At 72.2% G+C, this 13,853-nt stretch carries 15 protein-coding genes; 9 read left to right on the forward strand and 6 right to left on the reverse strand.

What is annotated here, in order from left to right:
* Positions 1-39 precede the first annotated feature (39 nt).
* Together I8D64_RS12955 and I8D64_RS12960 are read left to right on the forward strand one after the other, a co-directional pair.
* The gene (locus I8D64_RS12955; RefSeq protein WP_200503204.1) at positions 40-954 is read left to right on the forward strand and encodes a LysR family transcriptional regulator; all 915 of its coding nucleotides are present in this window, start codon (positions 40-42) and stop codon (positions 952-954) included.
* 52 nt (positions 955-1,006) lie between these two features.
* A complete protein-coding gene (locus I8D64_RS12960; RefSeq protein ID WP_246483038.1) occupies positions 1,007-1,501 on the forward strand; it encodes a hypothetical protein in 495 nt (164 codons plus the stop codon).
* A gap of 56 nt (positions 1,502-1,557) precedes the next feature.
* On the opposite strand, the gene I8D64_RS12965 is transcribed toward I8D64_RS12960, so the two are convergent.
* From I8D64_RS12965 to I8D64_RS12975, 3 genes are all read right to left on the reverse strand, one after another.
* Positions 1,558-2,136 (reverse strand): dihydrofolate reductase family protein, encoded by a 579-nt coding sequence (locus I8D64_RS12965; protein WP_200503205.1) that lies wholly within the window; start codon positions 2,134-2,136, stop codon positions 1,558-1,560.
* Positions 2,137-2,258: 122 nt separating this feature from the next.
* On the reverse strand, positions 2,259-2,546 hold the full coding sequence (locus I8D64_RS17845; RefSeq protein ID WP_200503206.1) for a YciI family protein: 288 nt from the start codon (positions 2,544-2,546) through the stop codon (positions 2,259-2,261).
* A 170-nt stretch (positions 2,547-2,716) separates the two neighbouring features.
* Positions 2,717-3,562 carry an undecaprenyl-diphosphate phosphatase gene (locus I8D64_RS12975; protein ID WP_200503207.1) on the reverse strand — a complete coding sequence of 282 codons (846 nt, stop codon included), beginning with the start codon at positions 3,560-3,562 and terminating at the stop codon, positions 2,717-2,719.
* 237 nt (positions 3,563-3,799) lie between these two features.
* Here I8D64_RS12975 and I8D64_RS12980 point away from each other — a divergent pair, with 237 nt between their 5' ends.
* Genes I8D64_RS12980 through I8D64_RS12990 form a run of 3 tightly spaced genes read left to right on the forward strand, consistent with a single transcriptional unit; the run spans position 3,800 to position 6,081 of the window.
* Positions 3,800-4,474 carry a helix-turn-helix domain-containing protein gene (locus tag I8D64_RS12980; RefSeq protein WP_246483039.1) on the forward strand — a complete coding sequence of 225 codons (675 nt, stop codon included), beginning with the start codon at positions 3,800-3,802 and terminating at the stop codon, positions 4,472-4,474.
* A 3-nt stretch (positions 4,475-4,477) separates the two neighbouring features.
* Positions 4,478-5,638, forward strand: coding sequence for a serine hydrolase domain-containing protein (locus I8D64_RS12985; RefSeq protein ID WP_200503208.1), 1,161 nt, complete (start codon positions 4,478-4,480; stop codon positions 5,636-5,638).
* The gene (locus I8D64_RS12990; RefSeq protein ID WP_200503209.1) at positions 5,635-6,081 is read left to right on the forward strand and encodes a hypothetical protein; all 447 of its coding nucleotides are present in this window, start codon (positions 5,635-5,637) and stop codon (positions 6,079-6,081) included. The genes I8D64_RS12985 and I8D64_RS12990 overlap by 4 nt, the downstream gene beginning before the upstream one ends.
* A 192-nt stretch (positions 6,082-6,273) precedes the next feature.
* On the opposite strand, the gene I8D64_RS12995 is transcribed toward I8D64_RS12990, so the two are convergent.
* The 3 genes from I8D64_RS12995 to I8D64_RS13005 form a co-directional block, all read right to left on the reverse strand.
* Positions 6,274-7,104, reverse strand: coding sequence for an alpha/beta hydrolase (locus tag I8D64_RS12995; protein ID WP_200503210.1), 831 nt, complete (start codon positions 7,102-7,104; stop codon positions 6,274-6,276).
* Positions 7,105-7,224: 120 nt separating this feature from the next.
* The gene (locus I8D64_RS13000; RefSeq protein WP_200503211.1) at positions 7,225-8,676 is read right to left on the reverse strand and encodes a family 4 glycosyl hydrolase; all 1,452 of its coding nucleotides are present in this window, start codon (positions 8,674-8,676) and stop codon (positions 7,225-7,227) included.
* A complete protein-coding gene (locus I8D64_RS13005; protein ID WP_200503212.1) occupies positions 8,673-9,443 on the reverse strand; it encodes a DeoR/GlpR family DNA-binding transcription regulator in 771 nt (256 codons plus the stop codon). Before I8D64_RS13005 ends, I8D64_RS13000 begins: the two co-directional genes overlap by 4 nt.
* Positions 9,444-9,560: 117 nt before the next feature.
* On the opposite strand from I8D64_RS13005, the gene I8D64_RS13010 reads away from it, so the two are divergent.
* Genes I8D64_RS13010 through I8D64_RS13025 form a run of 4 tightly spaced genes read left to right on the forward strand, consistent with a single transcriptional unit; the run spans position 9,561 to position 13,835 of the window.
* Positions 9,561-10,916: a sugar ABC transporter substrate-binding protein gene (locus tag I8D64_RS13010; RefSeq protein WP_200503213.1), complete on the forward strand. Its 1,356-nt coding sequence runs from the start codon at positions 9,561-9,563 to the stop codon at positions 10,914-10,916.
* Positions 10,913-11,848, forward strand: coding sequence for a carbohydrate ABC transporter permease (locus I8D64_RS13015; protein ID WP_425490314.1), 936 nt, complete (start codon positions 10,913-10,915; stop codon positions 11,846-11,848). The genes I8D64_RS13010 and I8D64_RS13015 overlap by 4 nt, the downstream gene beginning before the upstream one ends.
* Positions 11,845-12,651: a carbohydrate ABC transporter permease gene (locus I8D64_RS13020; RefSeq protein ID WP_200503214.1), complete on the forward strand. Its 807-nt coding sequence runs from the start codon at positions 11,845-11,847 to the stop codon at positions 12,649-12,651. The genes I8D64_RS13015 and I8D64_RS13020 overlap by 4 nt, the downstream gene beginning before the upstream one ends.
* A gap of 17 nt (positions 12,652-12,668) precedes the next feature.
* Entirely contained in the window at positions 12,669-13,835 is a 1,167-nt protein-coding gene (locus I8D64_RS13025) for a carbohydrate kinase family protein (RefSeq protein ID WP_425490315.1), read from the forward strand.
* Positions 13,836-13,853: the final 18 nt, after the last annotated feature.

The following is a 13,853-nucleotide window of genomic DNA, read 5'->3' on the forward strand; positions in this document are numbered from 1 at the left end:
CATAAGCATTCCTAGGGTCACCCGAGTACGCTCGTCCCCATGGATCCTCGTCGTGTGCTCATCTTCCGGACGGTCGTGCGCAACGGCACCATCGGTGGTGGTGCCCGCGAGCTCGGCTGGACCCAGCCGGCCGTCTCCCAGCACCTCGCCGCCCTCGAGAAGGAGGTCGGCACCCAGCTGCTGCTGCGCTCCTCGAGCGGCGTCACGCCCACCGAGGCGGGCCAGCGCCTGTTCCGCCATTCCGAGCGGATCGCCTCCTCGCTGCATGCCGCCGAGGAGGAGCTCGCCGAGATCACGGCGCTGCGCCGCGGGCGCGTGCGCTTCGCGACGTTCCCGTCGGCCGCGGCCCTGCTGCTGCCGCCCGCGCTCGCGCGCATGGGCCGGGAGGCCGAGGGCGTGGACGTCACCTTCGACGAGCTCGAGCCGCCGGACGCGATCCAGGGTCTGCTCAGCAACGATCTCGACCTCGCGCTCGTCTTCCGCTACGAGGGCACCACCGTGGACGCCGAGGGTGCCCTCGAGTGGACCCCCGTGCTCGACGACCGCGTGCTCGCGGTGCTGCCGAAGGACCACGTCCGGGCCGACGACCCCGACCTCACCATGGCCGACCTCGCCGAGGAGGAGTGGATCGCCGGTTGTGAGCGCTGTCGAGCGAACCTGCTGGTCAACGCGCAGCGCGCGGGCTTCAGTCCGAAGGTCCGGCACACCACCGACGACGCGATCGTGGTGCAGCGCCTGATCCAGCACAGCGGCGGCATCGCCCTGCTGCCCGAGAGCGCGATCGAGGCTGCGCCCTGCGCGGATGTCACCGTGCGGCCGCTCTCCGGGCTCAACGAGCGCACCATCGGCCTGATCAACCGTCCCGGCGCGACCGCGATCCCCGCGGTCAAGGCGCTGCGGGACGCCCTCATCGACGTCGCGGCGGAGCGCTCGAGCGCCGCCGTGATGATCTGAGGTCCGACAGGGACCCGAGGATCCGAGGATCCGAGGACTCGAGGAGAAGCCGATGGAGCCGACGATCGCCCCCGATGCGGGCCGACGGATGAGCCGCGCGAGCCTGTGGGTCCGCCCGGTGCTGATGACCGTGGGCGGGCTCGCAGTGGCAGCCCTGCTGCTGCTCGCGGACCAGGAGATCGCCGCGGCGCTGCTCGTCCTCGCGGCCGTGTTCATGGGCTACTGGACCTCGCCGCTGCGCGCGGGGCGCCACGAGCCGTTCACCCAGGCATTGGCGCGCCGCGACGACGCCCACGCGATCATCCTCTGGGCTCCCGGCGATCCGCTCTCGGCGCGCCTGCAGACAGCCGTGCGCGGCGACCGCGAGGACGTGGCCTGGGTGAACGTGCTGCGCGATCCCTGCGCGGTCGAGTTCCTCGAGGCCCACGGCGGCCGCGGCGCGCTGCCGCTCGTGGTGGTCGGCTCGACGGTGCTGCGACGCGCGACCGCGAGCCAGTACCTCGAGGCGAAGGCCGAGGGCGAGCAACGAGCCGCCGCAGCGGGCTGACGCCGCGGCGCGGCCGATGGGCGGGACCGTCCGAAAGGAGTGCTCGAGCGACCCGCTCAGGACCGGGCGTACTCGGCGAGCACCACGCCGGACGCGAAGGCGCGCGTGTCCTCGCGCGTCCACGCCGAGGGCGCGTACGGGCGGGGGCCGAAGAGCGGCACGCCCTCGCCGAGCAGGACCGGGTTGATCTTCAGGGCGAGACGGTCGATCTCGTCGGCGAGCTGCGCGGCGAGCGCGCCTCCTCCGCACAGCCAGATCCCCCTGCCCTTCTCCCGCTTGAGCGCTCGGACCGTCTCGACGGGATCGGCGTCGGTGAAGGTCACGCCGTCGCTGCCCGCGGGAGCCTCGTGGGAGCGGGTGAAGACGATCTGCCGCAGGTGCTCGTAGGGGTCGGCCAGATGATGATCGGGCAGTCCCACGCCGTAGGTGTTCCAGCCCATGACCACGGTGTCGAAGGGACCGTCCTCGACCTCGAGCCCGACGGCGCGGGCGAGCGCGGTGGGAGCCGTCCCGCGGTAGCGCTCCCAGAGCGGCCCCATGTGATCGCCTTCGGCCAGGAACGCATCGAACTCGCCGCCCGCACCGGCGATGAAGCCGTCCAGACTCACGGCGACGTAATAGGTCAGCTCACGCATGGGGTTCCGTTCAGGAGGGGCGGCGAGCGCCGTGGGATGCCGTAGGGCGGCGGGGCGACGAGTCGACGGGCCGAAAGTCGACGGGCGGCACGTCGACGAGGCTGGTCAGACGAAGGAGACGGTCACGCGCCGAGCGAGCCGATGACCACGTTCCAGGTGTGGATCTCGCGCTCGGCGATCAGACCCTCGCGCCGGAACGGATCGTCCTCGAGCGCCGACTCGACCGCGGCGACGTCGGCCGCCTCGACGAGCAGCAGCGCGAGAGCACCCTCGGTGTCGGAGTACGGGCCGCTCGCGATGATCGTTCCGCGCTCCTGCAGGCCGCCCAGGAACTCCCGGTGGGAGGGGCGGTGCTCGTCGAGACGGGCCGGATCGTCCGCGTAGTGGTAGGTGACGGCGAAGGTGGTCACGGGTGCTCTCCTCGTGCTCGACGGTCGGGCCCGGCGCCCGCCGGGGTGTCTCGCGGCGGCGCTGGTCACAGCAGGATAGGTCGTCGGCGCGAGCACCGGGAAGGGCCATCCGTCTGCCGTCGGCCCGAGCGACTCGCGCCGCGCCCCGCCGGCGGCTCGCGCCGCGCGCGTCAGGCGCTGACGACCCCGCCCGCGAGCAGGCCCACGAGCACCAGGCCGACGATGATGCGGTACACGATGAACGAGGTGAACGAGTTCTTCGAGACGAACCGCAGCAGCCAGGCGATCGACGCGTAGGCCACGACGAAGGACACGACGGTGGCGATGATCGTCGGCCCCCATCCCACGGCCTCGGAGATGTCCCCGGCCGAGCCCACGGCCTCGAGCCCGCCCGCCGCGACCAGCGCGGGGATGCCCATGAAGAAGCTCAGGCGGGTCGCGGTGACCCGGTCGAAGCCGAGCATGAGCCCCGCGGAGATCGTCGCGCCCGAGCGGGAGACGCCGGGGAACAGCGGCGCGAGCGCCTGGAACACGCCGATGATCAGCGCGTCGAGCACCGAGACGTGGTGCATCTCCTTGGGCACGATCTGGTTCGCCTGGATGCGGTCGGCCGCCCACATGGCGAAGGACCACACGAGCAGCGCGATCGCGATCACCCACATGCTGCGCAGCGGCCCCTCGATGAGGTCCTTGAAGGCGAGGCCCACCACCGCCACGGGGATCGAGCCGACGATGACGCCCCAGCCCAGCGTGTAGTCGGGATCGGTGCGCGCCTCGGCGCTGAGCAGGCCGCGCACCCAGGCGACGGCGATCCGCACGATGTCCTTCCAGAAGTACAGGATCGCGGCGATGATCGCTCCGACCTGGATCACCGCCGTGAACGCGGTCATGCCGCGGGAGTCGATGTCGTAGCCCAGGAGCTTCTCGACGATGTTCAGGTGGCCGGTGCTGGAGACCGGGAGGAACTCGGTGATCCCCTCGATGATGCCGAGGAGGATCGCATGCAGCCAGTTCACGGGGCGTCTCCGGATCTCGGTGCGGACAGGACGCCCGGAGCATATCGCCGAGGTGCGGGGCGAGCCTGAAGCCTCAGCGGCGTGGGCGGCGTCCTGGCCCGGGCGGCGGGCGGGACCGCGCCAGCGCACGACCTCATCTCACCCTTGTCAACTTCTCCGGATTTCCGTAACCTCAATGTCTGCAGGCGGCGCCCCGCGATCGGCACGGCCGACCGCATGTGACGACGAGGAGGAACGATGGTCCGAGGAACGGCGAACAGCGAGGAAGCGTCCGCGCAACCACCGTCGGGCGCGTCCGGCCACGGCTCCACCCCCACCTCGCCGACGACCTCGACCTCGACCTCGACCTCGACGGGCAGCCTCGAGGACCGCATGGATCGGATGGAGCAGAGGCTCGAGGACGTCCTGACCCGACTGGAAACGGCAGCGGGAGAGACCTCCACGCCGTCGGCCAATGGCGCAGCGGCACCCTCGTCAGCCACCACCGATCCAGCCGACCCCACCGCCTCGGACCGCTTCTGGGCGCTCAACGCGTTGAAATCGCAGCTCCCCGCGCCCGGCGGCGTGGTCTACGCGGGCGCCGTCGACCTGCCGATCGGTCACGTCGAGTACCAGTGGGGCCGCCCCACCGATCCGCTGCTGCGCGCGGACTGGGCCGATCGAGCGGAGCGCGTCGCGGCCCTCGGCCACCCGCTGCGTCTCTCGCTGCTGCAGAAGCTGCTCGAGAGCGAGTGCACGGTCGCCCAGCTCGTCAACGAGCTGGACCTCGCCTCGACGGGCGTCGCCTACCACCACCTCCACCAGCTGCAGGCGGCCGGATGGGTGACCTCGCCCGCGCGCGGCACCTGGTCCGTCCCACCCACGCGCGTGGTGCCGCTGCTCGCGATCATCACGGCCCTCGAGGAGGCGTGAGCGATGAGCGAGAACCCGAAGAACGGCATTCCGGAGGTCGGCGTCCCGGGGCCCGAGGACCCGACGTCGGGCGGCCCTGACGTCGTCCGTCCCTCGCGCCGCACCGTGCTCGGGGTCGGCGCGCTCTCGGCCGTCGCTCTGCTGGGCACGGGCGCGCTCGCCGGTCCCCGGCCCGCGCGGCTCGGCGCACCGACGGGCAACCAGGATCTCGCGGCCGAGCTCGCCGACCACCTCACCGGCCAGCGCACCGTCGCGTGCGCGCTGATCGACGGCGACGACGTCCGCTTCGCGGGCTTCGGGACCGACGAGCACCGGGAGTTCGAGGTCGGCTCGGTATCGAAGACGTTCACCGCGGCCCTCGTCATGGACGCGGTCCGCCGCGGCGAGCTGGAGCTCGAGGCGACCGTGCAGGACGTGCTCGGCGCGAGCGCGAAGTGCTCGGCGATCCCGGACGTGACCGTGCGCGACCTCGCGAGCCACACCTCGGGCATCCCGTCGCTGCCGGCGCCGGTGATCGCGAAGAACCTCTGGCGCACGCCCCTGCACCGCGATCCGTACGCGGGCTTCGGCGCGCAGGAGGTCGTGGACCTCGCGCTGGACGTGACGCCCGTGGGCCGCGGCTCGGTCGCCTACTCCAACCACGGCGTCGCCCTCGAAGGACAGCTCGTCGCCCGCGCCGCCGGCGCGTCCTGGCCGGAGCTCCTCGCGGAGCGGGTGCTCACGCCGATGGGCCTCACGGCCACGCGCGCCCCGATCACTGCATCACGGCTCGGGGCGAAGGCCCCGACGGGCTTCACGGGCACCGGCCACCGCAGTGCCGCGTGGACCATGGACGGCTTCGCTCCGGCGGGCGGCATCCGTTCGACCGCGGCCGACCTGGTCACCTGGGTGCGCTCGATGATGGACGGCTCCAATGCCGGGGCCGACGGGATCCGCCCCACTGCGCGGCAGGACGAGAAGACCTCGGTGGGCGTCAACTGGTTCACGACCACGCTGGCGGGCGGCGGCCGCGCCGTCTGGCACAACGGAGAGACCGGCGGCTTCCACAGCTTCTGCGGCTTCTCGCCCGAGGCGAAGCGGGGGTGGGTCCTGCTCTCCGACACGGCCGACTCCGGGACCGACGACCTCGCCTTCCGGATCCTCGACGGGGAGGTCGCGGCATGAACGTCGCCGGCCTGCTGCTCGCCCTCGCCCCCTACGGGGCAGCACTGCTGCTCACGCTGCTGCTGATCCTCGAGCTCGTCCACATGCTGCTGAGGCGCCGCCATCCGCTGCGCATCCTCGAGCATGTGCTGAGCTGCGGGCTCTTCCTCCTTCTCGCGGGCCTGATGGTGCCGATCGGCGGCGCTCTCACGATCGTCTGGTGGGTGTTCGTGGCGTTGTCGCTCGGCGCGGCGATCCTGGCCCTGACGCGCAGCCGGGTCGCGGCCCCGAAGGCGGCGTCGACGCCGCCCGAGGCGCTCCCGGCACGCGGCACCCCGGCGGCCGCAGAGGCTCGACGCAATCGTCGCCGCCTCCACCGCGCCACGCGGCCGACGACCCCCGAGGTCGCGATCACCGTCGCCCTCTTCGCAGGCGCCGCGACCCTCTGGCTCCTCGCCGGCTGATCCCGAGCTCCCCGCGCAGCCCTCCAACGCCCCGCGCAGCCCCGCGCCCGGCGCACCCCGCGCCCGGCGCAGCCCTCGAGAGGTACGAAGTTGTTGCCAAGAACCGTCTTGGCAACAACTTCGTACCTCTCGAGCACCGAATGGCGGTTCGAGGATCGGATGGCTGCGGCTGAGCGGGTGGCGCCCCGCCCATCAGCGGCCGCGAACCGGCAGCCAGTCCAGGACGTCCTGGATGCCGCGGTCCCAGAATTCCCAGGCGTGGGTGCCGGGGCGCAGTCGGGAGGTGAGGTCGATGCCGCGCTCCTCGGCCAGGTCGATGAACGCCTGGTTCTGGGTGACCAGGTGGTCCTCGGTGCCGCAGTCCAGGAACAGCTGCGGCAGGGCGGTCGGATCGGCCGAGCCCAGCAGTCCCATGAGGTCGTCGGACGTGCCGGCGATGTCCTGACCACCCCAGATGCGCTGGGCGAGCTGACCCGCATGCTGGCTGAGGTCGAGGGCCACGGGGTCCAGCGCACCGGAGAGCGAGGCCGCGGCGGCGAAGCGCTCGGAGTGGTTCAGGGCGAGCTTGAAGGCGCCGAACCCGCCCATGGACAGGCCGGCGACGAAGGTGTCCTCGCGCGCCGTGGAGATCCGGAACGTGCGTGCGAGCAGCTGCGGCAGCTCCTCGGAGACGAAGGTCCAGTACTTCTCGCCGACGGCCTCGTCGGTGTAGAAGGAGCGGCGCACCTCGGGCATGACCACAGCGATCCCGCGCTCGGCGGCATAGCGCTCGATCGAGGTGCGGCGCTCCCAGATCGTGCAGTCGTCGCTCAGCCCGTGCAGCAGGTAGAGCACGGGGACGCCGCGCGGGGCAACCACCTCGCCGCCCGCGTCGCCGCCTGCGGCGCCCTCACCACCGTCTTCAGCGCCGGCGCCGTCGGCCCCGCCCATCCCGATGCCGGCCGCCTGCTGCGGCATGAGCACCACCATCGAGGTGCCCATGCCGAGGGACTCGGCGAAGAAGTCGGTGCGCATGCGGATCATGGGGGCTCCTCGTGGCTCTGCGGTCAGCGGCTCTGCGGCCAGTGGCTCTGCGGTGAGTGGCTCAGCGGTCTTGGGGTCTCGCCCGTCGCTCGTGCGCGGCGCCGCCCCGGTGGGTCGACCTCAGTATCCCAGCAGCCGCCCCACAGCGGGCTGCCTGCGGGCATAGGCGTCGACGAGCTTCCCGCCCAGGTCGACCGAGCGCACGAGGGGGTGCGTGGAGAAGCCCTCCCACGCGGCGCGGCGGGCGCGCACCGGATCACCGACGGTCGCGGCCTCGAGGATGCAGCGCTCCGCGCCGCGCTGCTGGGCCATCAGTCCGAGCTGCTCGAGGGGGACGGGGCCGACGGCCTGCGGATGGACGCCGTCGCCGTCGACCAGGCAGGGGAGCTCGAGGACGAGATCGGCCGGCAGCTGCGGGACGATGCGCCCGGAGAGGTCGACGGCGGTCGAAGATCCGGCCCGCGCATTGCCGACGTCCAGGATCATCCGCTCGGTGCGGCCGCTCGCGATCGCGGTCATCAGGCGCAGCGCGACCTCCTGGTAACCGCCCCCGGCGACGTCCTCGGGACGGCGCTCCTCGTCGGCCTCCCGGGACTCGGCCATGTAGGTCGCCTCGCGCTCGTGCAGCGTCGCGCGCCAGGCCGCGAGCGGTCTGTCACAGCAGGCCTCCGACCTCGCCCCCGACCCCTCCGCGGCCTGCCGGTAGAACCGTCCCTGCTGCTCGACGAGGAACTCGCCGCGGGTGGTGCCGGCCTCGAGGATCCGCTCCCGGGCCTGCTGGGTGAACAGGTAGTAGTAGAGGTACTCGTTGGGCAGGGCGCGCATGGCGCGCACCCAGTCGAAGCCCACGAGCCGCGCTTCCTCGATCTGCTCGAGGGCGGAGTCGTCGGCGAGGATCCCCGGCAGGCGGTCCTCGCCGTCGACCGAGAGGCCGCGCAGCCAGCCCAGATGGTTCAGGCCCACGTAGTCGATGCCGATGCGGTCGAGGGCGTCGGGCGCGTCGACGTCCTCGCCGATCAGGCGGCTCACGCGCCGCACCAGGCCGATCGGGGTGTCGCAGATCCCCACCACGCGGTCGCCCAGCACCGAGCGCATGGCCTCCGTGACGATGCCCGCGGGATTGGTGAAGGTGATGGTCCAGGCGCGGGGCGCGACCTCGGCGATGGTGCGGGCGATTTCGAGGGCCACGGGCAGCGTGCGCAGCGCGTAGGCGAGGCCGCCGGCGCCCACGGTCTCCTGGCCCAGCAGCCCCAGGTCGAGGGCGACGCGCTCGTCGACCGTCCGCCCCTCGGCGCCGCCCACGCGCACGGCGCTGAACACGAAGTCCGCGCCGGCCACGGCCTCGCGCAGATCGGTGGTCGCGATCAGGCGGGGCAGGGGGCCGACGGTCCGCCCCTGCGCGCGCAGCTCGGCCCCGAGGTCCTCGACGACCCGTTCGATGGTGCGCAGGCGGGACGGTTCGACGTCCTGCAGGACGATCTCGTCGATCGTGAGCCCGGTGGCGCCGGTCGCGGCCGCCTCGTAGACGAGCGGGACGCGGAAGCCTCCGCCGCCCAGGATGGTGAGCTTCATGGGGTGAGGACCTCCAGGTCGGAGTCGGGGGGCAGGTCCAGCTCGCGGGCCGACGGCGCTCTGTCCGTGACGAGCTGATCGAAGCGTGTGAGCGGCGCGACCTCGAGGTACCCGGTGCCGGGCAGCTTCTCGTGGTCGGCCAGCAGGCAGGAGACGGTCGCGATGTCGAGCAGGCCGCGCTTGATCGGCACCTCGCTGGGGGTCGTGTCCAGCACGGTCCCGTCGGCCCGGATCCCGGAGGTGCCCAGGAAGGCGCGGTCCACACGGATCTGGCGCAGCGCGGACTCGGTGAGGGGGCCGACGAGGCTGCCGTAGGTGGGGCGCAGGATCCCGCCGAGCACCACGAGCTCCACGTCGCGCGCCCCCGCGAGCCCTCGCACGACGGCGAGGGACGAGGTCACCACGGTGATGGAGCGACCCAGCAGGAAGGGGCACATGGCGGCGACAGTGGTGCCGATGTCCAGGGCGATGACGTCGCCGTCGGCCACCTGGGCCGCCGCCCGCTGGGCCATCTCGCGCTTGGGGCCGACGGCGTCGCGGGCGACCTGCTCGAAGCGCCGCGGGTCGGGCTCGGGGTGCGCGTCGCCCCGCGGGTCGCACGCGCCGCCGCGCACGCGCCGCACCTGGCCGTCCGAGGCGAGCTGCTCGAGATCCCGTCGGATCGTCGCCTCCGAGGCGGCGAAGGACTGCGCGAGATCGGCGACCGGGACCGAGCCGCGGCGGCGCACGGCGGCGACGATCCCACGGCGGCGGTCATCGGTGAGCATGCGGTCAACCTAGCACCGCGCACGCATCTTCACGCAGTTCCGAACACGTCCATCCATCTTCTCGCATCCTCGCGCAACCTGTGGGAAGCTGAGGTCCCCGCTCCCCTGGAGGACCTCATGCACCGTCGCCAGTTCCTCGCCTCCGCCACCGCCGTCGGCGGCATGGCCGCCCTCGCCGCCTGCGCTCCCGGCACCGGCACCACCGACGACCCCACCGGCCCGTCGTCCGACGAGGTCGACACCGACGTCGCCGGACTCGGCGACATCACCCTGCGGGTGTGGGACCAGGAGGTCCGCGGCTCGCAGGACGAGGCCATCACCGCCCTCATCAAGGCCTTCGAGAAGAAGTTCTCGAACGTGAAGATCGACCGCGTCAAGCAGTCCTTCGACGATCTGCAGAAGCAGACCGCCCTCACCCTCTCCGGGGCCGACGTCCCCGACGTCCTGCAGGTCAACAATGCGCGCGCCGACATGGGCGAGTTCGTGAAGGCCGGGCAGCTGCTGGACCTCTCGGGCTATGCGGAGGCGTACGGCTGGTCGAAGCGCTTCTCAGACTCCGTGCTCTCCAAGGCCCGCTACTCGAAGGACGCGAAGACCTTCGGCGAGGGCTCTCTCTGGGGCGTGCCGCAGACCGGCGAGGTCTGCGGCATCTACTACAGCGCGAAGGGGCTGAAGGGCATCGGCGCCGAGCCGCCGACCTCGTGGGACGAGCTGCGGACGGTCCTGGAGACGGCGGAGAAGGCCGGCGAGCTGCCGATCATGCTCGGAAACCTCGACAAGTGGCCGGCGCTCCACGTGTTCGGCCCGCTCCAGGCCGCCTACGTGGACCCCGAGCAGATCACGAAGCTCGCCATGGGCAACGCGGGCGGCGACTGGACCGACGCGAAGAACGTCGACGCCCTCACCGAGCTCGCCGACTGGGCGGAGAAGAAGTACCTGGGCGACTCCCCCAACGGCCTGGACTACGACGCCGCCTGGGCGGACTTCACCAAGGGCACGGGCGTGCTGCTGATCGGCGGCTCCTGGCTGGGCACCGACATGGCCAAGGCCATGGGGGACGACCTGCACTTCATGGCCCCGCCCGCCGGCGTCGGCGGGAAAGTCGCGACCACGGGCGGCACCGGTCTGCCGTTCTCGATCCCCGCGAAGGCGAAGAACCAGGTCGCGGCCGCGGCCTACATCGACTTCATCACCAGCGAGGACGCGATGAAGCTGATCGCCGAGAACGGCGGCATGCCCGTGCTGGACACCGCCGACCTCGCTCCGGAGAAGGGCGTGAACAAGGAGATCTTCGAGGCCTTCGACACCGTCTCGAACGACGGCGTGCTGCTGCCCTACCTCGACTACGCGACCCCCACGTTCTCCGACACCGCGGGCGCGACCCTGCAGGAGCTGATCGGCGGGCAGTCCTCGCCCAAGGACGCCGCGGCGGCCCTGCAGAAGGACTACGCGGACTTCACGGGCGCCTCGTGAGCACGCGCGCGGGGAACACGAGGACACGGCGCCGGAGCGCCCCGTCGGCCGTGGTCCGGGGCCGGCTCACGCCGTACCTGTTCCTGCTGCCCGGCTTCGTGGTCTACGCGGCGTTCGCGCTGTACCCGCTCGTGCGCTCGGCCCAGTTCTCGCTGTACGACTGGTCGGGGATCGGTGCCTCGACGTTCGTGGGGCTGGGCAACTACGCGGACCTGCTGCACGACGGCGGCTTCCTCGCCGCGATCGGCAACGCGCTCGTGCTCATCATCTTCTACGCGCTGCTGCCGCTCGCGATCGGCCTGCTGCTCGCCGCGGTGCTGCGCCGTGCGCAGGTGCGCGGGCTCGGCCTCTTCCGCACCGTGATCTTCCTGCCGCAGGTGGTCGCGCTGGTCGTGGTCGCCGTCGCCTGGAAGCACATCTATGCGCCCGACGGCCCTTTGAACACCGTGCTGCGCGCCGTGGGCCTGGACTCGCTGGCCCGCGGCTGGCTGGGCGATCCCGGGGCGGCGCTGCCCGCCGTGGGGTTCATCGGCACCTGGCTCGAGATGGGCCTGGTGATGCTCCTGCTGCTCGCGGGCATGAGCCGCATCCCCGAGGACCTCTATGAGGCGGCGCGCCTGGACGGCGCCGGTCCGGTGCGCGAGTTCTTCGCGATCACCCTGCCCTCGGTGCGCGGGGAGATCGTCTCGGCGCTCGTGCTGACGATCATCGCCGCCCTGAAGACCTTCGACCTCGTCTACATGACGACCTCGGGCGGACCGGGCGACGCCACCACCGTGCCCAGCTACGAGGTCTACCGGCGCGCCTTCGAGCTCAAGGACGTGGGCTCCGCGAGCTCCGTCGCGATCGTGCTGACGATCCTCGTGTTCGCGATCAACCTGCTGGTCACGCGCATCGACGAGCGTCCGGAGACGCGAGGGGGCCGACGATGAGGGTCTCCCCCGCCGAGCGCACCATGAACTACGTCGTCCTCGCGGCGTTCGCCGTGTTCGCGCTGTTCCCCGTCGTCACGATCCTGCGCGACGCCTTCTCCCCGCGCATCGGCGTCTCCGGCGGGATCCATCCGGAGAACCTGGTCGACGCCTGGCGGATCGGCGGCTTCGGGGCCTCGCTGGGGAACTCGCTCGTGGTCGCGCTGATCGTCGTGGTGGTCTCGGTGGCCCTGTCGCTGGGCACCGGCTACGCCTTCGGCACCATGCGCTTCCCGGGCTCGCGCGTGCTGTTCCCGCTGTTCCTGCTGGGGCTCATGATCCCCGCCGAGGCCATCGTGATCCCCCTGTTCTACGACCTGCGCACGGTGGGCCTCACCGACACCTACGCCGCGATCGCCCTGCCGCAGATCGCGCAGTCGATCGCCTTCGGCACCTTCTGGATGCGCGCCCAGTTCCGCGCCCTGCCGCAGAGCCTCGTCGAGGCCTCCGCGCTCGACGGGGCGGGTCCGCTGCGCACCCTGGTGCGGATCCTGGTCCCGGCCTCGCGGCCCGCGATCGTGACCCTCGTGGTGCTGGTGGGGCTGTGGACCTGGAACGAGTTCCTCATCGCCCTGGTGATGACCCCGTCGGGCCGTCACCGCACCGCCCCGCTGGGCCTGGCGAACTTCCAGGGCCAGTACACCGCCGACAACGCCCTGCTCGCCGCGGGCGCGATCATCGTCGCCGCGCCGATGCTGATTCTGTTCCTGGTGCTCCAGCGGCACTTCATCCGCGGCATGATCGACGGCGCCTCGAAGGAATGAGAGACGGAGTGAGAGAGATGGACGAGACCGCCCCAACGACCGACCCGTCGGCCGGCCCGTCGACCGGCCCCGCCCCCGCCATGACCTCGGCACCCGGGGACTGGGACCCGCTGGTCTCGCAGCGCACGCCCGAGGACCCGCCGCTGGACGTGCTGCTCTCGGGCACGGTCTTCTTCGACATCGTGTTCACGGGTCTCGAGCGGATGCCCGCTCCCGGCGAGGAGCTGTGGTCCGAAGGGCTCGGATCGTGCCCCGGCGGGATCGCGAACCTCGCGACCGCGACCGCGCGCCTGGGTCTGCGCACCGGGCTCGTCGCGGGCTTCGGGGACGACGCCTACGCGGACTGGATGTGGGAGACCCTCAGCCGCGACGAGGGCATCGACCTGCACGCCTCGCGCCGCTTCCCCAGCTTCCACTCGCCGCTCACCGTCTCCGTCGCGACCCCGCAGGACCGCGCGATGGTCACGCACGGCCATCCCCTGCCCGAGCCCCTCTCGACGCTCATCGACAAGGCGCCCGCCGCCCGCGCGGCCGTCGTGGACCTCGCCGGTGAGACCGCCTGGTGGGCCCGCCTGGCGGAGGCGGGCACGATGATCTTCGCCGACATCGGCTTCGATGCGACCGGACGCTGGGATCCGGCCGACCTCGCCCCGCTGACCCACTGCCACGCCTTCACCCCCAACGCGGTCGAGGCCATGGGCTACACGCGCACCTCCACCCCGGGCGCCGCCGTGCGCGCGCTCGCCGAGAAGGTGCCGCTCGCGATCGTCACCGACGGTGCCGAGGGCGCCTACGCGATCGACTCCTCGACCGGCGAGGAGGAGTACTGCCCGGCCGTCCCCGTGCGCGCCCTGGACACCACCGGCGCGGGCGACGTGTTCGCCGCGGCGATCGTGCTGGGCACCCTCGCCGGCAGGCCTCTCGAGCAGCGCCTGAAGTTCGCCTCGCTGTGCTCGGCGCTGGCCGTCCAGCAGTTCGGCGGCTCGCTCGCCGCCCCCGGCTGGGGCGACATCACCGACTGGTGGAGGGCGCTGACCAGCTCGTCCGACGGCGGCGACCTGCGCGCCAAGCACACCCGCGACGGCTACTGCTTCCTCGAGGAGGTGATCCCCGACCACGCCGTCCAGGGCAAGCGCCGCGCCCAGGGCACCTTCGCGCTGCGCTCGGACGCCGGCGCGCACTGAGCGCTGGGCACCGCATCC

It is taken from the genome of Brachybacterium halotolerans, assembly GCF_016623465.1.
Taxonomy (GTDB): Bacteria; Actinomycetota; Actinomycetes; order Actinomycetales; family Dermabacteraceae; genus Brachybacterium; species Brachybacterium halotolerans.